Origin of the sequence: Pseudoalteromonas luteoviolacea S2607 (assembly GCF_001625575.1) — a bacterium.
Taxonomy (GTDB): Bacteria; Pseudomonadota; Gammaproteobacteria; order Enterobacterales; family Alteromonadaceae; genus Pseudoalteromonas; species Pseudoalteromonas luteoviolacea_E.
The window spans coordinates 158218-184390 of the sequence record NZ_AUXV01000072.1; the positions used below are offsets into that span (position 1 = coordinate 158218).

Genomic DNA, 26173 nt, shown 5'->3' on the forward strand with positions numbered 1-26173 from the left:
GACATTAGTCTAAATAGCACAACAAAGTAACAATAGTTCTTATAAATCAGTGTATTATATTCTCACTTCGAGTTAACTGGCTTATCGAAACTAAGCCAGATATGATTAACCTGCGTCAACGTGACAGATTTAATAATGTAATCAAAAACATCGACTAGGATTTAAGATGACTGCCGCCCTCATATTCGTTGCTCTAAGCTATATTGGATTGCTGTTTTGGCTCGCAAATTGGGGCGATAAACACACGCCTTTGGCGCAAAAAATCAGTCATCATCCATTTGTGTACGCTTTGGCCTTGGGGATCTATTGTACTTCTTGGACTTACTATGGCTCAGTTGGTACAGCCGCAGCTAGTAGTTGGCACTTCTTTCCCATTTTATTGGGCCCTGCGCTGCTGTTTACATTCGGGCATGGCTTTTTACGTAAGTTGATCCTCGTTAGTAAAAAACAAAACATCACCACTATCTCTGACTTTATTAGCGCCCGTTATGGTAAGCGCCAGACCACAGCAATTATGGTGACATTAATTGCCTTGTTAGCAACCATCCCTTACATCGCACTACAATTGAAAGCACTGGCTAATAGTTTTGAGTTGTTGCGCAATAATGATGATATTTCGGGTTCTACTTTGGCGCTCACAGGGACGCTGATGATGGCGTTGTTCGCTATTTTCTTCGGCGCTAGAAAAGTCGATGTGACCGAATACAGATCGGGGTTAATGTTAGCCGTGGCTTTTGAGTCGTTAATCAAGCTATTGGCTTTAGTTGCCGTGGCCTATATATCTTTGCAGGCATTGGTATCACACCCCAGTACAGAAGTAATCTGGTCACATTGGCAAGGATTCGACTTCTTTGACTTTAACTTTATCGGTCAAACTTTAATGGCCGCCGCGGCCATTATCTGTTTGCCTAGGCAGTTCCACGTTACAGTCGTCGACAATCAAAATAGCACACACTTAAACACTGCAAGATGGGCATTCCCACTTTATTTGATGCTAATTGCAATGATGATCATCCCAATTGCCAGTGCTGCGATTCACCCTCAGATAGGTCAACAAATTGCAGCAGACAGCTTTGTCCTTGCTTTGCCGCTTAATCTCGAATACCCCGTGATCTCAACATTTGTCTTTATTGGCGGTTTATCCGCAGCGACCGCCATGATAGTTGTTGCGACGCTAACACTCAGTACCATGCTGTCTAACGATATTGTTTTGCCCTTACTGCTGAAGCGGCGCTTCAGAAAGAGCTTAATAACCAACAATTACAAATCACAAATACTTTTAGTGCGACGCTTTATTATCGCAGCGATTCTACTGCTGGCCTACTTGTACCAACAATGGGCAGGACACGGTGCTGCACTGGCGAGTATGGGCTTAGTCGCATTCTCCTTGGTAACCCAATTGCTTCCAGCGATAGTTGGCGGCCTGTACTGGCGAAAAGGTCATGCTTATGGGGTATATGCTGGACTGACGGCGGGGCTCATTTGTTGGGCATTGTTTTTACTGCTGCCAATTATCTCAACACCCGAGCTGCTTGATTATCAAACTCAGCAATCGATTGTGACACGCGGTACTTTATTAGCACTGCTGGCAAACATAAGCTGTTACATCAGCTTTTCACTGGGGGCATACGAGCGCTTAATTGATAAGTTGCAGGCCACAGCGTTTGTTAAACCGAAGGAGCAGGCGGCATTGGCCAAAAAGCTCAATAAAGAAGTTAAAGCAACAGTCTACGATTTTAAAGTCTTGCTACAGACCTTCCTTGGTATCCAGCGTAGCCAACAGCTGCTAGGACACTATGCGCTTAATGAAGATATTGATGATAACAATGCTTCTCCCACTGCCGACTTTATTAATTTTTGCGAGCGTGCGCTGACCGGTGTACTTGGTGCATCTTCCGCGCAGGCTTTAATTCACACAGTTTCATCTGGTAAGCAAATGGCTTTCGAAGAGGTCGTTACGTTCTTTGATGAAACAACTCAAGCATTACAATTTAATCAGAATCTGTTATTCACGTCTTTAGAAAATTTGAGTCACGGAATTTCGGTGGTGGATAAGGACTTGAAACTAGTAGCATGGAATAAGCGTTACCATGAAATGTTTGAATACCCCAAGGGCTACCTGCAAGTTGGTCAAGATATTGAAGAAGTCATTCGCTATAACGCGCAACGGGGTGAATGCGGGCCTGGGACCCTTGAAAAGTTAGTCGAGAAACGAGTGCAACACCTCAAAAATGGGACACCTCACCACTATATTCGTCATAGAGAAAACGGACAGGTATTTGAAATGACAGGAAACCCCCTACCTGGCGGCGGGTTTGTCACGAGCTTTTCGGATATCACGATGCATATGGCTACACAAAATGCATTGGAAGAAATTAACATGGACTTAGAGAATCGTATTGAGGCTAGGATGCTAGAGATCCGAGCAATTAATCAGGATCTTAAAGCCCAGATAGCAACCAGAGAACAAATCGAGCAGGACCTCGTCGCGGCCAAAAAAGAAGCGGAACGAGCAAATGAAAGTAAAACACGATTTTTGGCTCTCGCAAGCCATGATATTTTACAACCGCTGAATGCAGCAAGACTGTATCTCGGTGCCATCGAGGAAAAACACTTACCTGAAACCGAACAAAGTAACCTACACAAGCTTGGTGATAGCTTAGATTCCACCGTCCATTTAATGTCATCACTGTTAGATATTGCGAAATTAGAGCAAGGGGCCATGAAGCCGACTCCCCGTCATTTTAAAATCAGCGATATTTTGGCACCGCTTGAAAATGAATATGCAATCATCTGCCAAGAGAAAGGCTTAAAGCTCAGAGTGAGAGACTGTACCTTAACAGTACATAGCGACATCACTTATCTGCGCCGAGTAGTGCAAAACCTGGTTTCAAATGCAGTGAAGTACACTGATTCGGGCTGCGTATTAATTGCCTGTAGAAAACGCGCGCACAGTTTACGCATTGAAGTATGGGATACCGGACCGGGGATCACCCTTCACGAGCAACAAAAAATCTTTAATGACTTTTACCGCATTGAGGCTGGTGATAATAGAGGGGTCGGTTTAGGGCTTGGCGTGGTTAAACGGTTGTGCGATTTAATGAGTATTCCACTGGCTATGAAATCAATTCCTAAAAAGGGGAGTCGCTTTTACATTGATGTACCGCTTGGCGATCACAGCCAAATTGTTGCACCAACCAAAGTGAATCAAACCGACAGCAAACGAAAGCTAAAAATTATCGCTATTGATGATGATCCTAATAACTTATCTGCCATGTCTAGCTTATTGAATAAGTGGCAATTACAACATGAGTTGTTTAGCCAAGTAGATGAAACAATTCAATATGCAAAGGATAACAAAGCCCCTGATTTGCTGCTTGTTGACTACCAACTAGATTCACACTGTGACGGGATTACCTTGATTAAAACACTGCGAGAGATATGGCAAAGCGACATCCCAGCAGTACTGATTACGGCCGTGCGTGACCAATCTCTCAAAGCCGAGACCAAAGACAACCATATACACTATTTAACTAAACCGCTGAAGCCTGCAAAGCTGAAAGCCCTTTTAAATCACTCTAGATAAACGGAGCTACAACGCCAACTTAATTTGGTCGCGACCAGCAGCCTTAGCTTGATAAACAGCTTGATCGGCTGCTTTGAGTGACTTGCTAAACGGCATATTTAAATTGACGTCTGCGACCCCGATACTCACTGTGAAAGTGATGTCTTGCCCTTCATACGGTACTTTAAGCGCAGCCGCTTCTTCTTTTAGTCGCTGCGCAACATTCATTGCCAATGCCACTTCTGTTTCTGGAAGCAAAATAATGAACTCTTCGCCACCTAGCCTGCACACACAATCTTCTGCTCGTACAAGGTTAGTGCAACAGTCTGAAAAGCGCTTAAGCACTTCATCCCCCCCATCATGACCATATTTATCATTGATCCCTTTAAATCTATCTAAATCGATCATTAACAAACTTAATGGTCTATCTGCGCGTTGATGGCGGCTCATTTCACTTTTAGCATAATCCATTAAATAACGGCGATTCTTCAAACCCGTTAGGACGTCTTGAAAGGCCATTTCGGTTAGTTGCTGTTGCATTTGCCACAGCTCATGAACCAGCAAACGGCGGCTACAGCAATCGGCAAGCAGTTCTGCTGCGACAACTTCCCATGAAAGCCAATCTCGCGGGTCAAAACGGCCTTCACAACATACGACACCAATTGCTAAGCCATTTTGAAAAATTGCTGTATCCAGTAATGCCGCAATTTGTTGCGGTTTTAGATAGCCTTCGGTGAATTCGGTGGTACGAGAGTCGGTTAACGCATCTCTCGCAGAAATGGTCTCACCGCTGACAATAGTACGAAAATAAATAGGATAGTCAGTAACTTGAAGTTCAGGGAGTGGCCCTGAGACTAAACCGTCCCAATCAGTATTGGCGTAGTTGATTAATCTAGTCGGGTTCGTTGCGTCATCAAATAGCCAGACGGACACACGACTAACATCTAATAATGCTTTACCTTCTAAAATAATGTCAGCAAGAAACTGTTGGTGACCAACGGACACATCAACTTCTTTGGATAATACTCGTCGAAGCCTTTGCGTTACATGCGTTAGTTCATTATGTCTATGGTTAGACAAACCGTCATTTTCTCTACTGTCTACAGCCAATTTTATCACCCAAATACGTCAAGTGTTGCACTTGTTTCCAAGTTAGATCGTAACTTACCAGCTACAGCGGCTGATTCACTTTGCTCCACCCAATCAGCTATTTTCCATACTTGGATATAACAACTAAGCTACTGCTTTGAATAATAATACGCCGATAAGATAAAAAATCACCCATTTTTATCCTGTTAGAGGAACTTATTCCTAGAATAATGACCATAGGTCAACCTTTACTACAGAAGGCGGTTAATCAACTGTATGAATATCAAATCTAGATACTTGATTTATCAATCGAAAAATACTTATAAGAGGAAAGTAGCCATGAAGCAATGTTTAAAAGTAAGTAATAAGAATCACTGATTACTTTTAATCGGACATAAAAAAAGGAGTGAAGTACTCCTTTTTAGACTCATAGATATTTACTTAGATACTTTTTCATAATGGGGTCATGCTGCGCCATTTCTCGTTGTTCTTCTAGTATCTCACCCAGCATTTGATATGAAGTTAACGGGTTAGCTAACACAACTCTAAACACCACCGTTGGTTGCCCTTCATATTGCTCTGGTGTTAATCGGGTTCTAGATACGAACGAACGCCCAGTTTCACGCTGTCTTTTTTGCATACTTGCCGTCAGGCGATTTAACGCAGCATAGATATCTAACTTTTCTTGTGCATCAGCCTGTTCAAGTGCTGTTTTAATTGCTTTTGGTACATAGCGATAAGTTAGCAAGCACAGTTCAGGTTGAGAAATAAGTTCAAAGTCCTCTTGCTCTGAAATAAGCTTTGCGAAATAGTGCGCTTTTTCAATGCTGTGATCGATCAGCATTTCATAGCCTTTGCGGCCAATAACCTGCAAACAGGCATGTACCAGCATGGCCATGCCAGGGCGACTTCCTTCTAATGTGTGGCTACCTAAGTCTTTCGACCCTTTACGTAAAATATATTCGGCATGGTGCTCAATCACATCAGTGGCTGCTGGATCTTTGAATAGTACGATACCAGCGCCCATTGGCACGTACATCTGCTTATGAGCATCAATCGTGACCGAGTCCGCTTTTTCAATCCCAGATAAGAGATGCCTATAAGTATTAGAAAGTAATGTTGCCCCACCCCACGCAGCATCCACATGGAAATGACAATTCAATTCTTCGCATAATTGCGCCATGTCATTGAGCGGGTCGATACTACCAGTTTCAGTGGTGCCTGCCACACCCACGATGGCCATTACTTTAATCCCTTGCGCTTCTAGTTCACGTGCTTTTTCACGCATCGCGAGCATGTCGACTTTATTGTTTTTATTTGTACGAATGGCAATGAAATTCTCACGTCCTATCCCTAACACATCAGCCGCTTTTCCCAATGAATAGTGCCCGCGTTCAGACACTAATACCGCTAACCCTTTGTAGCCATAATGCATCATCGCGGCAAACATACCTTGAGAAGATATTCCCTTAAAATCACCATCGGGTTTTAATAAACGGTTTCTGGCGATCCACAGTGCTGTAATGTTGGCAATGGTGCCACCGGAGCAAAATGCACCGAGTGCATTTTTCGCGCTGTGCATCCATTTTTGATAAAACTCATCACCTTGCCCATAGGTTAAGTGATGCATCATTCCAAGCACCTGCCTCTCAAGCGGTGTGAACGCTTTAGAAGTTTCAATTTTTACGAGGTTTTGGTTTAACCCCACCATTAACTTTGACAAAGGCAGTAAAAAGTGTGGCAATGCTGAAGTCATGTGACCAATAAAGCTGGGGGACGCGGTATGCACCGAGTGCGCAACTAGTTGCTCCATGATATCTTGAGCATAATCCGATACAAAAGTCGGCTCTTCAGGGATAGCAGCAGTTTGAAAATCTTTCTCTATCTCGTGTAAAGGCTTCTCAACAGCAGCAATGTTCTCATTCAAAAACCCAGCAAGGTTATGTGAGATTTCTTGTTCTATTTTGCTGAGTGTAGAGCCAGGCGCTTCTGGTACTGTAAAAATTCGCATTAAGCTTTCTTCAGAAGCGACTGCACAACGCTTTGGACCCATTCTAATTCCCAATCACAAAAGAGTAAGTAGATGTGTGCGCCTCGAGGCTGCGTCTGATAGGCACATCTACCTTGCTAATTTATTACGAAATGACTAACTCTACTTTAAAGTTGTCAAAATGTCTGCAAATGCGATGCAAAAAAGTAACCTTAATGGCTATTTTCCGTATAAATAAACGAAATAGAGCTTTTTAGGAACATAATGTCCCGGCATTTTATGAAATACTTTGTAAAATACCCTACGAGGCTATAAAATTTGCGATATTGTTTATGCTCAGGCAAGCGGAATTGCAATGAATAAATGGAACTTTGCTCATCGTACCCTATCTTTCACATGGGTCTTAGTGGGTTTTCTCACCTTCGTAATATCTCTGGCAGGCTACGTTTACTATACCTACCACAATACCAAAACTGTGATCATGGAAGATATCGACAAACGGCTGCGTACTGCAGCACAAAGTGCCAACTTATTTGTCGGTGCCCAATATCACGATGATTTAAATACGGTAAGCCAAGCTGAATTTAAACAAGTGAGCGAACAGCTCACCAAACTAGCACGAGCTGTAGGGGTCGAGTATGTGTATACCATGGTATATGACTCTCCACATGTGCGCTTTACAGCCTCAAGTTACACCGTTGATGACATTACCAATGGTGATGTCACACAATTTAGAGATATCTACCCCGAAGCAACAACAATAAACAAAGGGGCATTTCGCTCAACAAAAGAAGTTTTTGAAATATCACAGGATAAATGGGGGCACTTTAAGACGATATTTGTGCCGCATATCACGCCACAAGGACAAATTTACCTGACGGGCGCTGATATCACCATTTCTCATATAGAAGAGCAACTTCAAGACAACGTGACTCAAGCTGCGCTCTCCGCTAGTTTCTTCTTTTGTATAGCGCTGTTGGTAGCCGGCATGTACTTGTTGGTCTACCGACGCACTTTAACTACAGATGCGAGAACAGGTTTTGCCAATCGTCTTGCATTAGAGCAAGATTTACAGCGTTCAAAACGCCAACATTTAAGCCTTGCTATCATTTCCATTTGCGAGCTTGAGGAGATTATTAGCTTTTATGGTGCAGCCGTCGGCGATAAGGTCATTCAAAACGTAATGAACTATTTTCAGGGTTTTACCAAACCATTTAAAGTGTATCGACTCGCCACATCCAAGCTTGTGTTAATGTGCGATACACCAAATGGAGAGCACTACTTAAACAATTTGATATCTGAATTTCCTTTTTCACGCCCCATTTTGGAAGACCCTCTTTTATATATACAAATCAAAGCGGGCATAGCCAAGGGCAACAAAAATCTACTTCTAGAAAACGCATTTATCGCTTGTAGACAAGCACAACAGCTGTATCAAACGACTTATATCTATGGTCAGCAAACGCAAAAAACAAAGTTACTTCAAGAGTCCAATCTAGCCATTGCGAAGACAGTACAAAGTGCCTTTGATCAACACCGCATCATTCCATATTTTACGCCTCGGGCTCGCATTCAAGATGGAAAAATTGTGCAATACCACTGCGCGCCCCGAGTGCTGACCGAACAAGGTGTGATACTCAAGTCCCAAGCATTTGGCGAGGTCATTAAACACTCGCGCTTAAACTCTCAGCTGACAAGACAGATGCTTGAGTTGTGCGTTACGCAATTCAGAAAAACCAATATTGCTTGGAGCCTTGCCCTCACGCCTCAGGACTTGAGCGACCCACAAATGATGGAATGTATTAGCCAAGCTATTAATCGCTATCCACAGCCCAGCCTGATCACTTTTGAACTAGATGAGCAAGCACTTATCAGCCAGTTTAACGATATGTCGGCAATTATTAGTATTTTGCGTAGTAAAGGGGTCAATATCTTGGTCAATTCCCGAAATAGTGGCTTACTTACTATCAGTCGTATGCTGAAAATGTCTATCAATGCTGTGAAGTTAGAAGAAACTTTGGTTGAGCAGTTGGCTGACAACCCACAAGTAAAAGGGCTCGTTAAACATATTGGAGAGCAGTGCAAGAATAGCGAAATTTCGTTAATTGTGTCTGGGATCACCAATAAAGCGCAGTTGCAACAGCTCAAAGAAACTCATATCACTATGTTTGAGGGCTCTTATATTGGTGCCGCTGCACCACATATAAAAGAACAGCAAGAATCACCAGCTTTTCATCACTGATCATAGCTAAAATAGGCACCTAAGGTGCCTATTTTATGACGGCTTAATATCTACGATAAGGCGCGTACTCGATTGGCCACTGGCCCAATACTTTCTTTCAAATGGCGTAATCGCATCGTCACTATGATAGGCCTCAGCTTGCGTTTGAATTCCAGCCAAATGTAGCGCTCGCGCAAATTCTTTTACATAAATATCCCAATTACTCCGTACCTCTAAACAGCCGCCTAGCTTGACGATAAATGGAAATACAGCGGCACCGTGCCATCTGCGCTGAATATGTTTAGACTTCGGCCAAGGATTGGGGTAAAGCAAATAGTGATGGGTTGGCTGCCACTGAGCTTCGCAAGCCAAGCGCCAAAAATCATTCAAGTCAGCTTGCACCAGAATATACTGGCCATGTTCGTCTTGCTTATATTCTACGTCATGCTTATCGAGCCTATGGGAAGACTTATCAATACCGATGACGAGGGCTTCAGGGTGTTTTTTTGCGAGATTTGCTGTGCTCTCACCGACACCACAACATGAGTCCAATATAATTGGACCAGCAAAAGCTTGTACCTTTTCATTAACTTCATTAAATGCGTTTAATGTATGCTCGGCAATGGGCTTTTTGAACTCTGCATTGAGATGTTTTTGAACAATTTCGTCCAACTTTTCATGCAACCCAGTTTGGTTTGTTGTGATACTTCGAGAGTTTGCGTCAGCCATGGTACTCGTATTTTTTATCTGTAAATGGGGCCAATTTTAGAAGCTTGGAGAGTAAAGTAAATAGGGCGTTGATAAAATAGAGGCTACAAAAGCAAAAAGCAGAGCGATTGCTCTGCTTTTAATTAATGTCTTAAACCAACTCCTCGCTTTATCAGCGTCAATGCAATCGTAAATAACACTGAAATAAAGCCGATTAGAACGGTAAAGGCGACGTAAATATCGACGTCAGAGACACCTAAAAAGCCGTATCTAAACGCATTAACCATATAAATAATTGGGTTGATTTGGGACACACCTTGCCAAAATTCAGGCAGCAGCTGAATGGAGTAAAACACGCCGCCTAAGTACGTCAGTGGCGTTAAAACAAAGGTAGGGATAATACTAATATCATCAAAACTGTTCGCATACACCGCATTGATAAGTCCACCTAAAGCGAACACCGCAGACGTTAACACGACGGTCGCAACTATCACGGCTATATTGTGAATTTGAATATCCACAAAGAATAAACTCACGATACTCACAATAAGTCCTACGAGCATACCTCGCGCCATGCCGCCGCCCATATAACCAAGTACAATAACGTAGTTAGGCACCGGTGCGACTAAAAGCTCCTCGATGCTCTTTTGAAACTTAGTAGAATAAAAGCTAGACGCCACATTGGAGTATGAGTTGGTGATCACCGACATCATGATAAGGCCCGGCACAATAAACTCCATGTAGCCAAACCCACCCATTTCGCCAATTCGAGAGCCGATAAGGCTGCCGAAAATAATAAAGTACAGCGTCATCGTGATAGCAGGTGGGACGAGCGTTTGCACCCAAATACGTAAAAAGCGAATACACTCTTTTATCCAGATACTCTTAAGTGCAACCCGATATTTTAAAATACTCATTCACTGCGCCCCTGCTCTAATAGACTGACAAAAAGCTCTTCCAATCGATTCGCCTTATTTCTCATACTTAACACCGTATTGCCCTGCTCGCTGAGCTGAGTAAATACCCCATTCAGCCCTTGTGACTTTTCGACCTCAACTTCAAGGGTGTGGTCGTCAACCAGCGTAAATTGGTAACCATCAAGTGACACAGGCTTAATCGGCGCCTTTAAATCAAGAACAAAAGTTTCTTTGTCTAATTTGGCCAGAAGCGCTTTTATCGTTGTATGTTCAACAATGGCGCCTTTATCAATGATGGCGATATTGCGACACAATAGCTCCGCTTCTTCTAGGTAGTGCGTAGTCAAAATAATCGTCACGCCCTGGCTATTGATTTCGCGCAAAAAGTCCCACATAGAACGTCTTAGTTCTATATCGACACCCGCTGTTGGTTCATCCAAAATCAGCAGTTTTGGTTCATGCATCAGCGCACGTGCGATCATCAGACGGCGCTTCATACCACCCGATAATGTCCGCGCTTGTTTGTCTTTTTTATCAAACAAACCTAGTTGTTTGAGGTATTTCTCGGCACGCTCATGAGCGGCTTGGCGAGGTACACCATAGTAACCAGCCTGATTCACCAAAATCTGGTTCAGTGTTTCAAACTGACTAAAGTTAAACTCTTGTGGCACCAGACCAAGCTCAGATTTAGCCGCTTCGAGTGCGGTATCAATTGAGTGGCCAAATACTTTTACTTCACCATCAGTCTTGTTTACCAGTGAAGCTATCACTCCGATAGTCGTCGATTTCCCAGCTCCATTTGGGCCTAACAGCGCGAAAAAGTCACCCTGCTCTACTTCTAAATCAATCCCTTTTACCGCTTCGACACCGTTTTTATAGACTTTTTTTAAGCCTTTTATACTTAATGCAGTTGTCATTTAATTTGGATCCCCAATCCCCTAGATGTGTATTTCACTGTTTTTAATCGCCATAACCCCAGCGTTTGGCGAGTGTGTGTTCAATATTCAAATGGTCTAAAATACGCGCCACCATAAAGTCCACTAAATCTGCGATAGACTGAGGCTGGTGATAAAACCCTGGTGCAGCTGGCATAATCGTGACACCTAACTGGCTCAGCTTAAGCATATTTTCCAAATGGATCGGACTAAATGGCGTTTCTCGTGGCACTAAGATGAGCTGTCCTCTTTCTTTGATGACCACATCTGCCGCGCGCTCCAATAAATTATCTGAAGCACCCAAAGCAATTGCAGAGACACTGCCGGCACTGCATGGGCAAACAACCATTTTCTTGGGTGCAGCCGAGCCCGATGCCACAGGACTAAACCAATTATCTTTACCAAATACTTGAATTTGGCCCTCTTTGGCTTTGCAAAGTGCACTTAACTGCTCAGTTGCTTTGTGTTCATTGCCAGAGAGTTTGACATTAGACTCGGTGTCTAATACTACCCGTGCTGCACTAGATATAAGTACATAAACCTGATAATCAAGTTCAACCAGTACTTCTAATAGGCGTAAACCATAAGGTGCACCCGATGCACCGCTAAACGCTAACGTGATGGGATCTTTATATTTTGACATGTGATTATGACATTACCTTGTTAAGCTCGGCGATTAAGGTCTCATGTATGCCATTAAATCCGCCGTTGCTCATGATTAATATATGTTGGTTTGGCTTTGCTTGCTTTATGACTTCGGCCACGATGTCGTCTGTATTTGAAAAACACTGACGCCCCGCTTTCGTCGCAGCATCTTTCAGAGACCAAGATAGACCTTCAGGTTCATAGACGAATGCTTTGTCAGCTGCCTCGAGTGCATTCATCAACGTCTCCTGATGGACTCCCATTTTCATGGTATTGGAGCGAGGCTCAAGAATCGCAATGATTTCTTCATCGCCGACTTTGGCTCTTAAACCTGCCAATGTTGTTTCAATCGCTGTAGGGTGATGAGCAAAATCGTCGTACACACGAATATTGGCAATATCCGCTTTTAATTCCATCCGCCTTTTTGGCGACTTAAAAAGACCTAACGCTTCAACACTGACTTCAACAGGAATGCCAACATGACGGGCTGCGGCAATCGCCATGATGGCATTTTTTACATTGTGCTCGCCAATAGCCTGCCAATTCACCTCACCAACAACCTTGCCTTCAAGCAGCACTTTAAAGCGGCTACCATCTGGATTGCATAGTTGATACGACCAATCTTTACCTAGCGATTCTTTTTGACTCCAAAAACCGCGTTCCAGTACGTCATTAATTGCACTATCTTGTTCTGGGTAAATAGCTTTGCCTTGGCCTGGTAAGGTTCTGATCAGATGATGAAATTGGGTTTGAATCGCGTTTAAATCAGCAAAAATATCGGCGTGATCAAATTCAAGGTTATTTAAAATAAGCGTACGCGGTAAATAGTGAACAAATTTACTGCGCTTATCAAAAAATGCGGTGTCATATTCATCCGCTTCAATCACAAAAAATGGCGTATCGCTCACTCGTGCTGACACACCAAAGTTTTGAACAATACCACCAATTAAAAATCCAGGCTTTAACCCCGCGTACTCAAGTAGCCAAGCCAACATACTGGCAGTGGTAGTTTTGCCATGAGTACCTGCCACCGCCAATACCCAAGCATCTTGTAAAACATGATGCTTTAACCATTCAGGCCCCGATGTATAAGGTAGGCCCTTTTCTAATACATATTCAACACACGGATTGCCACGACTCATTGCGTTTCCAATAACAACCACGTCTGGCTGAGGCTCCAACTGTACAGGGTCGTAGCCCTGAGTTAGCTCAATGCCCAAAGCCTCTAGTTGAGTACTCATTGGTGGATAAACGTTTTGATCTGAGCCGGTTACTTTATGGCCCAAAGATTGCGCAATGGCTGCAATGCCACCCATAAAGGTGCCGCAGATCCCAAGAATATGAATATGCATAAGTTCAGCTAGTTATTAAAATTGCTCCTAGGGTAACACACTCCCATGAGCCTAGGCTGACTTTGTATGCAAAACAGTTTTGCACAGACAAAAAAATACCAGCCTATGGCTGGTATTTTTCTAAATCGGAGTGATTAAGCTACACCGTACTGGTCACGATATGCTTTAACGGCATCTAAATGTTCAGACGCACTGCCTTGCTGCTCAAGATAAGTAATTAGGTCAGCCAGTTTTACAATAGAAACCACTTCAGTACCAAAGTCACGTTCAACTTCTTGGATGGCAGAAAGCTCACCTTTACCCTTTTCTTGGCGATCAAGTGCAATGAGTACACCTGCTAAGTCCGCTTCGTTGGCTTTGATTATTTCCATTGACTCACGAATTGCAGTACCTGCCGTGATAACGTCGTCAACCAACATGATGCGGCCGTTAAGCTCAGAGCCGACCAAGTTGCCGCCTTCACCGTGCTGCTTTTTCTCTTTACGGTTAAAGCAATAAGGTACATCTTTATCGTGGTGATCTGCTAGTGCTACCGCAGTCGTTGTTGCAATTGGGATACCCTTGTACGCAGGGCCAAATAGGACGTCGTACTCAATACCGGCATCTTCTAACGCCGCTGCATAAAAGCGGCCTAAACGCGCAAGGTCACGGCCCGTATTAAACAAACCCGCATTGAAAAAATAAGGGCTTGTACGGCCAGATTTAAGCGTAAACTCACCAAACTTTAGCACCTGCTTTTCAAGTGCAAACTCAATAAACTCTTTTTGATACTGTTTCATAACTAACCTTTTATGTTTACGCTAAAGCTTGTTTTTGAATATCGATGATTTCACGAATAGAATGCTTAGCCAGTGCTAGCAACTCATCAAGTTCTTCAAAAGAAAACGGTTCGCCCTCAGCAGTACCCTGTACTTCAATTAGCTTACCCGTTTCAGTCATGATCACGTTCATATCGGTCTCAGCTTCTGAGTCTTCAAGGTACTCTAAGTCACTGATCGCTTCGCCGTTGTATACACCAACTGAGATTGCCGCAATCATAAACTTAAGCGGGTTTGCATTGATCATACCTTTTGCACGCATGTGTGTAAGAGCATCAACAAGTGCAACACAAGCGCCACTAATTGATGCTGTACGTGTACCGCCATCAGCTTGTAAAACATCGCAATCAATCGTGATTGTGTTTTCGCCAAGTGCAGATAAGTCAACCGCAGCGCGTAAAGCTCGTGCGATTAGACGTTGAATTTCCATTGTACGGCCGCCTTGCTTGCCTTTCGCAGCTTCTCGACCATTACGTGTATGAGTAGAGCGAGGAAGCATACCATATTCTGCGGTGATCCAACCTTTACCCTGTCCTTTCATAAAACGCGGTACACCCGCTTCCACTGTTGCTGTACACAACACTTTAGTATTACCAAACTCTACAAGCACCGAGCCTTCGGCGTGCATTGTATAGTTACGGGTAAATGTTACAGGTCTAATCTGATTCGCAGTTCTTTCGCTTGGACGCATCCACGTTCCCCTATCATCAAAGTTTCGCAATATTATAAAGGGATCCTTTGCGCTATGCCACGCAATACCAAAAGAAATCTTAGCTTTAGCTACCGAGCAGCGTTTTTATTAGGCTATAATGGCCACGCTAACTTAATTAAATAGGAACTTTATATGATCCATAGTATGACCGCCTACGCTCGAAAAGAGGTGAAAGGAGATTGGGGCACTGGGGTTTGGGAGATCCGCTCAGTCAATCAACGCTATCTTGAAACGTTTATCCGCGCACCGGAACAATTTAGGGCACTAGAGCCAGTAGTACGTGAACGCCTTCGTAAACAACTACAACGAGGCAAAGTTGAGGTCTATTTAAAGTTTGCAGCAAACCCTGCGCACGTTGGTCAAATGTCAATTAATGAAACCTTGGCAAAGCAACTGATTGATAACGCAAAGTGGGTTCAATCACACAGTGGCGGCGACATCAACCCCGCTGACATTTTACGCTGGCCAGGCGTAATGGAAGCAGAAGAAGTCGATTTAGACGAAGTAAATGGCGCGCTGCTTGAAGGTTTCAATGAATTAGTCACCGACTTTAAAGCGGCAAGAGCCAGCGAAGGTGCCAACCTTGAAACCATGATCACAACCCGTTTAGATGCGATTTTAGAGCAAGTTGCTGTGGTTGAAGGTCATATGCCAGAAGTCGCAAAATGGCAGCGTGATAAACTCACTCAAAAACTTGAAGAGCTACAGGCCGAAATCGATGAATCTCGCCTTGAGCAAGAACTTATTTATCTTGCACAAAAGCAAGATGTTGCCGAAGAGCTGGACCGTTTAAAGTCGCACGTTAAAGAAACCCATAAAATCCTCAAAAAGGGCGGCGCATGCGGCCGCCGCTTAGACTTTATGATGCAAGAGTTTAACCGCGAGTCAAACACCCTAGCGTCTAAGTCTATTAACTCTGAGATCACCAACGCAGCCGTCGAGCTTAAAGTCTTGATAGAGCAAATGCGTGAGCAAATTCAGAATATTGAATAAAAGCCTACCAAGGCTTTAAAAAGCTCATATGCAGCTGAAGAAACCTCGCTACTAATGCGGGGTTTTGTTTTTATGACACTGTGTTTTTTATTTCTGTTTCATCCACTTCTCGAGCACAGATGATTAGAATTACTAAACTAACTCGTCAATAAACTCGCCCAAATTGATGAAGAACAACCAAGCAAAACTTCCGGTAGTAATTAATAACCAAGTATTTAAGATCGAGCTCAACCTAAGTGACCGTTACGCGGCCCGTAAAATGGGAAGAAGCAAAAGACATGAGTCTTTTACTCCTTCCTGTTACCTAACAAACAACTTTAAAGCTGATTTGTGTTGTTTTGAGCGATTGCCACATCAGTAGCTCGGGCGTACTCCACATAATCCACATAAAGCAGGTTTACTATCTTTCCGTATTGGTTTTTTACGGGTAGCTCTACCATTGCGCTTCCTAATGCCCGATTAGCTTCTTTGGAAATCGGCCATACCGCGGTTGGTGGGGTAAGTGTCCATGAGAGTAAAAATAGGTCACAAGGGACACTTGGGTCTTTCTTGCATTGGCCAGTAAATTCCTCAAATTTCTTGAACTGATCTTGCTTCATCGTACTAAAACTAATGGTATCAGAATACTCATCAAATACGGTGAGATCGGCTTTAGCAACAGAGCTAGAGTCCCAATCTTTGTAAACCCAAAAGCCTTGCTGTGGCTGATTAATCGATAAATCATTACCAATGGCGACCATCATGGCTGTGCCGTCGTTAACGTAGTCATTTAGCGTGCCTTCAGCCAAACGCTTACCTTCAGGTTTAGATTTAACCATCCACGCACCAATTGCATCTTCAACTTGTTGACGAAATGCTGGGTAGTTATCGCTATTGATGCCATCAAAGTGAGAAAACTTAAGTATGGCAAGCTCTTTATGACCTTGCTCACAGTAGGAGCGAATGTCGGAAAGGACTTCTGATAGGTCTGGTCCGGTAATTGGGCCGTGATAAATAACAAACTTACTCCCTGTCCATTTAGGGCGCAAATCGAAGTACCTAACCCCAGCTTCTAATTGGCCTTTAATTGATAAGTCTTGCGTTTTGCCAAATACAGCCAATCCACCTTTATACATACCGGAATCGTGCGAAGCTGGTAGGGCTAATTCAGATATGCTTTTGTTACCCAGCTCGCTTAATCGATCTTGCATCCATGATGCTCGGTTTGTAAGTATGGACGTGGAATACCACAATCCGTATAAAATTGTTTCTGAAGGGTGCACTTGTACTGCGGTGTTATTGGCAATGCCAACAGAAGGGCGTTGACCATCATCAAATTCAACAGCATCACTTTGCCAATCAATTTGAGTGCCACTAATTTGGCCTTTGCGCTGATACAGTGTTCCGCCTTGACTCCACACAGCAATCACTGTTTCATCGTCGGTCAATGCAACACTTGGCGCTGTCCCAGAGCCGAATTCATGACTGCTTCCAAAATCAATTTTGCTGCCATTTACGCGACCAACGTGATACCAGACTTTTGACTTGCTTTGTGACTGATGTACCTCAACCACATAACCATTATTATTCAGGGCGACCTGAGGCACAGAACCTGAATCGTATTCGTGGCTAGAATGCCAGTCAACTTTGCTACCGTTAACCTGCCCCACATGATAGTAAAGGCCGTTGCTAAAAGGGCTTTGCGTTTTATGAACTTCTACAACAATGCCATCGTCATTAACCGCAACATTGGGTTCAATACCACTATCGTATTTGTGGGAACTATGCCAGCTTACACCGTTTGAGGATACATCCCCCACATGATAATACAGCGAAGAGCCTGCTTGATTTTTATGAACTTCTACTGCAACACCGCGGTTGTTCATTGCGACAGCAGGCGTATTGCCATCATCGTAATGGTGACTTGCCTCCCAGTTTACAGTCGCTTTATTCAAGTTGCCAAAGCGATAGTAAAGTTTAAAGCCTTCTTCGTTCTTGTGTACCTCAAGTACTTGACCTGAAGTATTGATTGCTACGTTGGGAATACTGCCTGTGTCGTATTGTTCTGCTAGTCCAAAAAATACATCCTTCATCGGTTTATTCCTCATGTTTACCGTTCATTGAGTAATGGCAGGTTAGAAGAATCCCGATTGGCTTGGTATTACATGATATTACGACCACTGCATTCCTGAAGATTACGGAGTTATGCCCAATATAAATAGGGACGCGGATCTCAGAGTAAAAGTAATAGCAATTTAATGCCTGTTTAGTTTAAGCGCACTTTATGATTTGACCATATAACTCTCATCAGCCTGTGTTCCTTCAAATGTGAATTGCCCCCTCAAAGCTCTGCTACTTCTTTTTTATTAACAAGTAAAAGCAAAAAAGCGCACTACTTATAATAAGTATTGAATCTTACGCCTATTTTTATTAATACTTTTATAAAATGCTAATTTTAAAGGGGTTTTGTTAAAAATTAGTTGATGAAAATAATGTCTATTGATATGTTACGCTGACGGATTAAGGAAGAGGTAACAAGGTGTGTTAGGTAGCACTAGAAGGATCAAAACAGAGAATTTTCGCGTTTATGTGCAGCGCTCTATGCGACAGTTACGCAGAGAAAAAAAGTGGACTCAGGAACAGTTGGGCAGAAAGCTCGGTGTCGATCAGGCAACCATCAGTAATTATGAATCCGGTAAAACGGATATGACCTTTACTCAGTTGTTTGAGCTATTTCTAATATTTGGCAAGGATTTAAGCAGTGTGTTTGATTTTAAGTCTTCGACCTCAACGGATTCAACACAAAAGCAGCAGGAAAGAGAGCAATAGCGATGTACGATATTCATTCAATTTTTGACCATATATTTCCATTGGTTGTCTCATTTAGTTTGTTATTGAGCTGGAAAATAGCGACAGCAAGATGGTTCACTTTTTGCTATTTAACTTTTATCGTTGTCAACTTGGCAATGTTTCAAATAACTGTGAACTGGAATACTCACTTTTACATTTTTGAAGCATTCATGGCTATTGTATTTACATTTCCAATCATTTACCGTAGAAACTTGGCGTTGCTTATTTACAATAAAACCAACATCAGCTTTTATTTAGAAATCTATAAAAAGCAAAGATTAACGGTACAAGAATGTACGATAATACTCTTAGTTGGAATATCTGTGTTCGTTAACTTGATTACTTGGATTGAAGTACTGGCCTATAAATACTATTGGATTGATAACGCCTATATAAAGCTGTACGTACGAGATAACACTATATTATTGACCAAGCTTGTCTTGTGTGGGTGCTTTTTAACTTATGCAAAACAGGCTAATTCTAGGGAATTGAATTATGAAATCACTGAAAACTGACCTGTTAAAATATATCAAAGGGGGAACCGGACACGCAGGCTCTCCCAAGCTACCAGAAAGATCTCAGGCATCAGCCCAAGTTGGCTGCGAACTGATTGATAAACCAGCCAAGCATTAAAGAGCTAGTAGCCTGACTTTAAGAGTAAGCGCGTGTTTTAATGCTTACTCTTATGAAAATTTACATATTAATCTTCCAGACACTGATAACAGGCTTTATAAAGGCCGCCTTAGTTAGTAAATCTACAATGAGTCTTAAGGTAATATTTTTAACCAATAACCCTCCCCTTCCAAGAGCCCGTGCACTGGTTTAGTTTTTTCTAATGATATGGCCTTAACCTGCAAAAAAGTAGTCGCGTCTCATCTATAGCGCTTAATATTAAAAGGCTTGGCACATGCACCAGAGTGCAATAATTCAGGCTATTTGTTATCTCACTTCAGTGACTAAAAGTATTGCCCGTCGCCTCAAAAACAAGCAATAGTCCCGCTCTCTATGCCAATTATAAATAAGCTGCGTCCCTCGAATAGATAATTATGAATCACTTCATAGCTGAATACGAAACAATCAATTGAGAAATTAATTCCCAAATTCGCAATTTTCTTAACCTTAAATAATAATTTGGGTAGGCAAATTTGATATTCCAGGGAATTGGAGTAAACAACTTTCTTGGGTAACAATATGAACTTAAGCAAAAAGCTATATTTGGCCTTTGGTTGCCTTATCGCCTTGATGGTGTTTTCAAGCACTGTCGTCTGGTTTAAGGTCTCCACAGAAACTGCACGCGCATTTGAGGTTAAAGGTGATGATTTGCCGGGTATGATCCTCTATAACCGACTTTTGCACCTTGAATATCAACTCAACAATACCGCACTTGAATACCTTAACGGGGATGTGAGTAAAGCTGGGCAGTTTAACCAACTATTCGAGCGCTTTAAAACCACACAAAAAGAGTTATACGGGTATGAGTCTGCAAAGCAATCAGACCGTGAGAAAATGGCGCGCATCATGGAACTTGCAGAAAAGTTTCACCGCGATGTAAATAATGAAATATTCGCCAAATACGACCCAAGAGCCTACGCACAAGTCAAAGAGCGAGTTGATAAACTAGACAAAGGCACTGGTGAAGAGCTGGAAGATTTGCTCGACTCACTCAAAGAGCAAGAATTTAACGACGCTTTGAAATCCTCCGATTTACAAGAATCGCTCAATGATGACTTACCGGGTGTGCGCTATTATCTTGAGCTCGTAGATGAAGCCGGGGATATGATTGCAGCTATCATTTCTCATACGACTGGCGCACCTGCCGCAGAAGCCGACTTTAATGATGATGCGCAAAGCTTTCGAAATTACCTGAATTTATTGAAGCCATTAGAGCAAAAACCAAATGAGCTACGCGACATTGCACGTATTGAAGAGATGTTCGCCGAGATTCAAAGCGAAGCGAAAGACGTTTTTAGAACTTATGATTCAACAGCCTACGTTAAAGCACAGCAAAAACTCCGAGATTTAACGTCCAGACAAATGGTTGAGTTGTCTGATATTTTGAGTGTCTCAAGTGAAGAAGAAAAGGTCGATGCCACCAATGCGCTAGACCACTTAGTAGAAGGGCTCAATACCACACTCGTGATCATCATTATGATCACCCTGATTGCAGCTGTCATAGCAATTGCAGTGGCTTATGTGATCAGCCGCTCGATTGTCACGCGCTTAAGTGAGGTACTTATTATTGCCGAAGGGATCAGCGAGGGCGATATTTCTAAACCTCTCATTCAGCACCAAGGCAAAGATGAAATTGATAGCCTCGCAGAGGCAACCAATAAAATGTCCAACTCCCTTAATAACTTACTGCAAGCTATCAGCAATGTGGTCAATGATGTCAAAACATCAAGTAACGACATAGCAGATACAAACAACCAGATAGCCTCTCGCAGCCAAGCCTCGGCAGATCAATCAACACAAGTTGCAACGGCGATAGAAGAGATGAGTGCAACGGTATCTGAAGTTGCTTCGCAGAGTCAGGTGGCAGCAAGCCATGCCGAAGGCGCACGTAATCTCGCATCAGAAGGCGGCTCCACAGTGACGTCAACGGTAGATAAAATTAAATCTGCCTCAAATGAAGTTCAAGATACATCAGAAAATGTAACCCATTTAGGCGAGTTAAGTAGCCAAATTGGTAATGTGATCGGCGTAATTGGCAGTATTGCAGAGCAGACTAACCTACTGGCACTGAACGCCGCCATCGAAGCAGCTCGAGCGGGTGAGCAAGGTAGAGGTTTTGCCGTTGTTGCTGATGAAGTTAGAACATTGGCAGAGCGTACATCGAAAGCAACTGAAGAGGTTGTCAGTACGGTGCAATCAATTCAGTCTCAAACTGAGCATGCAGTAAAATCAATGGAAAACAGCGTTTCACAGGTAAATCACAGTGTGACCATGGCCGAAGATGCAGGGACTCAGCTTGAAGGCATCGTCACTGGCGCCAGCGAAATCGCCGCGATGATCCAATCCATCGCAACCGCAACTGAAGAGCAGTCTGTGGTTGCCAGTGAAATGGCACGGGATATTTCACAAATAGAACAGTCGAGTCAAAGCTCCTTACAGGATACCCAAGTTGCTGCGCATTCGGCTCAAGAGCTGAATAAACAAGCTGAAGAGCTGGCAACTTTAGTCAGCAGATTTAGGCTACGTGGATAACTGCGCTGGTAACTCAGGACTCAACGATTTAAAATAGGGCTTTTTTACGAGCAGTAACGGGCTCTATTTTATCTCCTTTTGAGTACACAAAGGTCTCACTATGACAATGACACGTGGTAATCTGTTTATCTTATCTGCGCCATCAGGTGCTGGTAAATCAAGCTTAATCAAAGCTTTACTGGAAAAACAAGCAAACATAAAAGTTTCTGTTTCTCATACTACACGCGCGCCTCGCCCAGGTGAGAATAATGGTGAGCACTACCACTTTGTTAACGTTGATGAGTTTAAAGCCTTAATTGACAAGGGTGACTTTTTTGAGTGGGCGCAAGTATTTGAAAACTACTACGGCACATCAAAGCAAGCGATTGAAGATCAGTTAAATAATGGCATTGACGTATTTTTGGACATTGACTGGCAAGGTGCAAGACAAGTTCGTGACCTGATGCCAGAGGTTAAAACCATCTTTATTTTACCACCTTCTCAAAATGAGCTTGAAAAGCGCCTCAATAATCGTGGCCAAGACTCTCAAGAAGTCATTGCGGGCAGAATGGCTGAAGCGAAGTCAGAAAGCAGCCACTATGATGAATTTGACTATGTGATTGTCAATGATGACTTCAATGTCGCTCTGGCTGAGTTAGAGCACATTGTTATTGCTGCGAGATTACAGACCAAAGCACAACAAACTCGACATCAAGATCTGATAGCACAGCTGTTAGCTTAAGAATTGATTATTACACTTAAGCAATCACCCCATGGCAATTGCTTTCGATAAATTTTAACCATTCACTTGGCGAAGCGGGCACTTTACAGTAAACTAGCCCTTTGCTAAATGTATAATTTTTTTGGAGTGCTTCGATGGCTCGCGTAACTGTAGAAGATGCAGTAGATAAAATTGGTAACCGTTTCGATTTAATCCTTGTTGCAGCGCGTCGCGCTCGTCAGATTTCTGTTGGTGGTAAAGACCCTATGGTTGAAGCCGAAAATGACAAGCCAACTGTTATCGCGCTACGTGAAATTGAAGAAGGTCTAGTAACAACAGACTCTTTGGACATGATCGACCGTGAAGAGCAACAAAACCAAGAGGCAGCTGAGCTAGCAGCAGTAGCAGCCATCGTTGGTGGTAACCGCTAAAGTAAACTTTTAGACGGCTATATATGCCAAGTCTTAGTAAAGTTTGAATGAACGCCAGCTTTTGCTGGCGTTTTTTTTCATTATATTGCAAATGCAGTATGCCTTTGCGTTGGCTTCCGAGCCAATTCATCGTATATTCAATAATAACTATCTATTAACTTCACTGGAACATTGGAGTGTGAATGTATCTATTTGAAGGCCTCAAGAAAAAAATCTCAGAGTACTTAACACCAGAAGACGTTGAGCTGGTGCAAAAAGCCTATGTTGTCGCTCGTGAAGCGCATGAGGGACAAACTCGCTCAAGCGGTGAACCGTATATCACCCACCCAGTAGAAGTCACGCAAATACTTGCCAGCATGAAGCTAGACCATGAGACCCTGATGGCAGCATTAATGCACGATGTTATTGAAGACACAGACTTTAGTCAGGCAGACTTGGCAGAAATATTTGGTGAAACCGTAGCTGAACTTGTTGCGGGCGTCAGTAAATTAGACAAACTCGACTTTAAAGACAAAAAAGAATTTCAAGCCGAGAACTATCGTAAAATGATCATGGCAATGACGCAGGACATTCGCGTTATCTTGATTAAGCTTGCTGATAGAACCCACAATATGCGCACTTTAGGGTTTTTAAGACCTGAGAAGCGCAGAAGAATTGCCAGAGAAACCCTTGAAATATTCGCACCAATTGCGAACCGTTTGGGTATTCATGATATCAAAAATGAGCTCGAAGATTTAGGTTTCCAAGCATTGTATCCAATGCGTCATCGCGCATTGAAGTCAGAAGTCGCCAAAGCTCGTGGTAATAGAAAAGAAGTTATTAGTAACATCCAAACTGAAATTGAATCAAGATTGGAAGAAGCGGGTATTTCTGCGTCAGTCAAAGGTCGAGAGAAGCACCTTTACAGTATCTATCGAAAAATGCTTAATAAAGAACTTCTATTCAATGAAGTAATGGATATCTACGCGTTTAGGATCAATGTTGATGATATTGATACTTGCTACCGTGTTCTTGGCGTTACTCATAATTTATATAAACCCATTGAGACTCGCTTCAAAGATTACATAGCCGTACCTAAAACCAATGGCTATCAATCACTGCACACCTCCCTAGTTGGGCCGCACGGTATCCCTGTCGAAATTCAAATCCGTACTCACGATATGGACCATATGGCTGACAAAGGGGTCGCTGCACACTGGATGTATAAAAAAGCTGGTGACAGCGCCGGTCACACTGCTCAGCAGCGTGCTCGTCAATGGATGCAAAGCTTGTTAGAGCTGCAACAGAGCGCAGGCTCTTCATTTGAATTTGTAGAAAACGTAAAAACGGAACTCTTCCCAGAAGAAATTTACGTCTTCACCCCAGATGGCCGTATTATCGAGCTTCCAATGGGCGCCACTGCGGTTGATTTTGCTTATGCGGTTCATACCGATGTGGGTAATACATGTGTGGGGGCCCGTGTTAATCGTAAACCATACCCTCTCAGTAAAGAGCTTGATACAGGCCAGACTGTGGAGATAATTACAAGTTCTGGGGCCCATCCAAACGCCACTTGGCTAAACTTTATTGTCACAGGTAAAGCCAGATTGGGCGTACGAAATTACTTGAAGAGCCAACACCAAGAAGAGTCAATTCAATTAGGTAGACGCCTTCTAGATTCAGCGCTTGGTGAGCAAAAGCTAGATGATATTCCTGCTGAACACATAGGACATGTACTTGAGGAGCATAACCTAAACACGCTACTTGAGCTGCTTGTGGAAATTGGCAATGGTAATATCATGAGCGTTTTAATAGCCAAGAGACTACTTCAAGCCGATGACGGTATAGAAAACTTTGCCAAACAGGCAAAGGCGGCCATTATTGGAACTGAAGGCATGCTCGTCACCTATGCTAAGTGCTGCCGACCCGTACCTGGCGATGCCATCGCAGCCTATGTCAGCCAAGGTAAAGGGCTGATGGTGCATAGACAAGAGTGTCGTAATATCAAAGGCTGGGAAAGCGAACGTGCCAAATACTGTGTGGTGAAATGGGAAGATAACCCTGAAAAAGAATATATTGCCGCTTTACGTGTTGAAATTATTAATCATCAGGGTGCGCTTGCCAAATTGACCAATGTCGTTGCCAGTGCACAGGCAAATATCGTTGAGATTGCAACCGAAGAAAAAGAAAGCAATCTGTATATTATTGATCTCGGCGTTACAGTAAAAGATAGGATCCATGTCGCAAATATCATGCGAAAAATCCGAGTAATGCCAGATGTACAACGCGTTTATCGTAAACGCTAAAGGAAAGAATTATGACTAAAGCTATCATATCGACTGATGAAGCTCCGGCAGCTATTGGGACATATAACCAAGCTATTAAAGTGGGAACTGCTGTATATCTATCTGGCCAAATTCCACTCGTACCGAAGACTATGGAAGTCATTTCTGAAGATTTTTCTGAGCAGGCACATCAGGTATTTAAAAACCTTTCGGCCGTATGTGAAGCCGCAGGCGGTGAGCTTCAGGATATGGTCAAGGTAAATATCTTTTTGACTGATCTGAGCAACTTTACAACAGTAAACGAAATCATGAGTCAGTATTTCAGAACCCCTTACCCAGCACGTGCTGCGATTGGGGTGAATGAGTTGCCCAAAAATGTCCAAATCGAAATTGACGGCATCATGGAACTGCCCTCAACTAATTAGGCACTTTTACTAAACTCAACAATAAGCCCGCAATACGCGGGCTTTTTTATGCCCTATCAATTCAAACACTCCGCCGCCTATCTATAAAAAATGTTTTATTTGCACTTTGAACTTTGATCTTAACCACTTGACTACATAATATTAATTAAGCAAGCTGGAAGTGAGTCATAAGATAAACCAGCTCATTGGCACTAATTAATTTTAAACAGACAAAACCGCTTAGTTAGAGTGGTGATGGAATTTATCTGGCTCATGCCTGTCTTACGAATAATACCCCTTTTAATCGAGGGTTTAAGAGAGGCAATACGGTTGCAAGCTTACAAGAGTTAGATTTTTTGCGAGCCTTTTGCAAAGGCCGCTCGGTCGATAAGGAAA

20 protein-coding genes are annotated in these 26173 nt (G+C 42.9%); 10 read left to right on the forward strand and 10 right to left on the reverse strand.

Annotated features, from left to right (window positions below; genetic code table 11):
* Positions 1-166: 166 nt before the first annotated feature.
* A complete protein-coding gene (locus tag N480_RS22415; RefSeq protein WP_063374659.1) occupies positions 167-3586 on the forward strand; it encodes a PAS domain-containing hybrid sensor histidine kinase/response regulator in 3420 nt (1139 codons plus the stop codon).
* A gap of 6 nt (positions 3587-3592) precedes the next feature.
* On the opposite strand, the gene N480_RS22420 is transcribed toward N480_RS22415, so the two are convergent.
* Positions 3593-4675: a sensor domain-containing diguanylate cyclase gene (locus tag N480_RS22420; RefSeq protein WP_231101455.1), complete on the reverse strand. Its 1083-nt coding sequence runs from the start codon at positions 4673-4675 to the stop codon at positions 3593-3595.
* A 406-nt stretch (positions 4676-5081) separates the two neighbouring features.
* Entirely contained in the window at positions 5082-6707 is a 1626-nt protein-coding gene (panP, locus tag N480_RS22425; protein WP_063374660.1) for a pyridoxal-dependent aspartate 1-decarboxylase PanP, read from the reverse strand.
* A 292-nt stretch (positions 6708-6999) separates the two neighbouring features.
* On the opposite strand from panP, the gene N480_RS22430 reads away from it, so the two are divergent.
* Positions 7000-8886, forward strand: a complete 1887-nt coding sequence (locus N480_RS22430; protein WP_063374661.1) for a GGDEF domain-containing protein — start codon at positions 7000-7002, stop codon at positions 8884-8886.
* A 33-nt stretch (positions 8887-8919) separates the two neighbouring features.
* Here N480_RS22430 and trmB read toward each other — a convergent pair whose 3' ends face one another.
* The 7 genes from trmB to rph all read right to left on the reverse strand — a co-directional run bounded on the left by trmB (position 8920) and on the right by rph (position 14931).
* Complete coding sequence (gene trmB / locus N480_RS22435; protein ID WP_063374662.1) at positions 8920-9594, reverse strand: tRNA (guanine(46)-N(7))-methyltransferase TrmB; 675 nt, start codon at positions 9592-9594, stop codon at positions 8920-8922.
* A gap of 122 nt (positions 9595-9716) precedes the next feature.
* Positions 9717-10484: an ABC transporter permease gene (locus tag N480_RS22440; RefSeq protein ID WP_063374864.1), complete on the reverse strand. Its 768-nt coding sequence runs from the start codon at positions 10482-10484 to the stop codon at positions 9717-9719.
* A gap of 2 nt (positions 10485-10486) precedes the next feature.
* Positions 10487-11407, reverse strand: coding sequence for an ABC transporter ATP-binding protein (locus N480_RS22445; protein WP_063374663.1), 921 nt, complete (start codon positions 11405-11407; stop codon positions 10487-10489).
* A 43-nt stretch (positions 11408-11450) separates the two neighbouring features.
* Positions 11451-12068 (reverse strand): flavin prenyltransferase UbiX, encoded by a 618-nt coding sequence (locus N480_RS22450; protein ID WP_063374664.1) that lies wholly within the window; start codon positions 12066-12068, stop codon positions 11451-11453.
* Positions 12069-12072: 4 nt separating this feature from the next.
* Positions 12073-13422, reverse strand: coding sequence for a UDP-N-acetylmuramate:L-alanyl-gamma-D-glutamyl-meso-diaminopimelate ligase (gene mpl / locus N480_RS22455; protein WP_063374665.1), 1350 nt, complete (start codon positions 13420-13422; stop codon positions 12073-12075).
* Between the two features lie 134 nt (positions 13423-13556).
* Positions 13557-14201 (reverse strand): orotate phosphoribosyltransferase, encoded by a 645-nt coding sequence (gene pyrE, locus N480_RS22460; RefSeq protein ID WP_063374666.1) that lies wholly within the window; start codon positions 14199-14201, stop codon positions 13557-13559.
* 16 nt (positions 14202-14217) lie between these two features.
* Positions 14218-14931, reverse strand: a complete 714-nt coding sequence (gene rph, locus N480_RS22465) for a ribonuclease PH (RefSeq protein ID WP_023399777.1) — start codon at positions 14929-14931, stop codon at positions 14218-14220.
* Between the two features lie 153 nt (positions 14932-15084).
* Here rph and N480_RS22470 point away from each other — a divergent pair, with 153 nt between their 5' ends.
* Positions 15085-15945: a YicC/YloC family endoribonuclease gene (locus N480_RS22470; RefSeq protein WP_063374667.1), complete on the forward strand. Its 861-nt coding sequence runs from the start codon at positions 15085-15087 to the stop codon at positions 15943-15945.
* 317 nt (positions 15946-16262) lie between these two features.
* Here the strand turns inward: N480_RS22470 and N480_RS22475 are convergent, their stop codons facing one another.
* Positions 16263-18017: a hypothetical protein gene (locus N480_RS22475; protein WP_063374668.1), complete on the reverse strand. Its 1755-nt coding sequence runs from the start codon at positions 18015-18017 to the stop codon at positions 16263-16265.
* 508 nt (positions 18018-18525) lie between these two features.
* Here N480_RS22475 and N480_RS22480 point away from each other — a divergent pair.
* From N480_RS22480 to N480_RS22510, 7 genes are all read left to right on the forward strand, one after another.
* Entirely contained in the window at positions 18526-18753 is a 228-nt protein-coding gene (locus N480_RS22480) for a helix-turn-helix transcriptional regulator (protein WP_231102304.1), read from the forward strand.
* Positions 18754-19269: 516 nt separating this feature from the next.
* Positions 19270-19407 (forward strand): hypothetical protein, encoded by a 138-nt coding sequence (locus N480_RS25490; protein WP_155732929.1) that lies wholly within the window; start codon positions 19270-19272, stop codon positions 19405-19407.
* Between the two features lie 558 nt (positions 19408-19965).
* On the forward strand, positions 19966-21978 hold the full coding sequence (locus N480_RS22490) for a methyl-accepting chemotaxis protein (RefSeq protein WP_063374671.1): 2013 nt from the start codon (positions 19966-19968) through the stop codon (positions 21976-21978).
* Between the two features lie 100 nt (positions 21979-22078).
* Complete coding sequence (gene gmk, locus N480_RS22495) at positions 22079-22699, forward strand: guanylate kinase (protein WP_063374672.1); 621 nt, start codon at positions 22079-22081, stop codon at positions 22697-22699.
* 134 nt (positions 22700-22833) lie between these two features.
* On the forward strand, positions 22834-23109 hold the full coding sequence (rpoZ, locus tag N480_RS22500; RefSeq protein ID WP_039611918.1) for a DNA-directed RNA polymerase subunit omega: 276 nt from the start codon (positions 22834-22836) through the stop codon (positions 23107-23109).
* Between the two features lie 182 nt (positions 23110-23291).
* Positions 23292-25394: a bifunctional GTP diphosphokinase/guanosine-3',5'-bis pyrophosphate 3'-pyrophosphohydrolase gene (gene spoT / locus N480_RS22505; protein ID WP_063374673.1), complete on the forward strand. Its 2103-nt coding sequence runs from the start codon at positions 23292-23294 to the stop codon at positions 25392-25394.
* 11 nt (positions 25395-25405) lie between these two features.
* Positions 25406-25798 carry a RidA family protein gene (locus N480_RS22510; protein WP_063374674.1) on the forward strand — a complete coding sequence of 131 codons (393 nt, stop codon included), beginning with the start codon at positions 25406-25408 and terminating at the stop codon, positions 25796-25798.
* The last annotated feature ends 375 nt before the right edge of the window (positions 25799-26173 follow it).

Coding starts and splice junctions, on each gene's coding strand:
- N480_RS25490 (WP_155732929.1), top strand. CDS start 19,270: ATGAAATCACTGAAAACTGACCTGTTAAAATATATCAAAGGGGGAACC.
- N480_RS22445 (WP_063374663.1), bottom strand. CDS start 11,407: ATGACAACTGCATTAAGTATAAAAGGCTTAAAAAAAGTCTATAAAAAC.
- N480_RS22450 (WP_063374664.1), bottom strand. CDS start 12,068: ATGTCAAAATATAAAGATCCCATCACGTTAGCGTTTAGCGGTGCATCG.
- mpl (WP_063374665.1), bottom strand. CDS start 13,422: ATGCATATTCATATTCTTGGGATCTGCGGCACCTTTATGGGTGGCATT.
- N480_RS22510 (WP_063374674.1), top strand. CDS start 25,406: ATGACTAAAGCTATCATATCGACTGATGAAGCTCCGGCAGCTATTGGG.
- N480_RS22430 (WP_063374661.1), top strand. CDS start 7,000: ATGAATAAATGGAACTTTGCTCATCGTACCCTATCTTTCACATGGGTC.
- panP (WP_063374660.1), bottom strand. CDS start 6,707: ATGGGTCCAAAGCGTTGTGCAGTCGCTTCTGAAGAAAGCTTAATGCGA.
- N480_RS22470 (WP_063374667.1), top strand. CDS start 15,085: ATGATCCATAGTATGACCGCCTACGCTCGAAAAGAGGTGAAAGGAGAT.
- pyrE (WP_063374666.1), bottom strand. CDS start 14,201: ATGAAACAGTATCAAAAAGAGTTTATTGAGTTTGCACTTGAAAAGCAG.
- trmB (WP_063374662.1), bottom strand. CDS start 9,594: ATGGCTGACGCAAACTCTCGAAGTATCACAACAAACCAAACTGGGTTG.
- N480_RS22475 (WP_063374668.1), bottom strand. CDS start 18,017: ATGAAGGATGTATTTTTTGGACTAGCAGAACAATACGACACAGGCAGT.
- gmk (WP_063374672.1), top strand. CDS start 22,079: ATGACAATGACACGTGGTAATCTGTTTATCTTATCTGCGCCATCAGGT.
- spoT (WP_063374673.1), top strand. CDS start 23,292: ATGTATCTATTTGAAGGCCTCAAGAAAAAAATCTCAGAGTACTTAACA.
- N480_RS22415 (WP_063374659.1), top strand. CDS start 167: ATGACTGCCGCCCTCATATTCGTTGCTCTAAGCTATATTGGATTGCTG.
- rpoZ (WP_039611918.1), top strand. CDS start 22,834: ATGGCTCGCGTAACTGTAGAAGATGCAGTAGATAAAATTGGTAACCGT.
- rph (WP_023399777.1), bottom strand. CDS start 14,931: ATGCGTCCAAGCGAAAGAACTGCGAATCAGATTAGACCTGTAACATTT.
- N480_RS22480 (WP_231102304.1), top strand. CDS start 18,526: ATGCGACAGTTACGCAGAGAAAAAAAGTGGACTCAGGAACAGTTGGGC.
- N480_RS22490 (WP_063374671.1), top strand. CDS start 19,966: ATGAACTTAAGCAAAAAGCTATATTTGGCCTTTGGTTGCCTTATCGCC.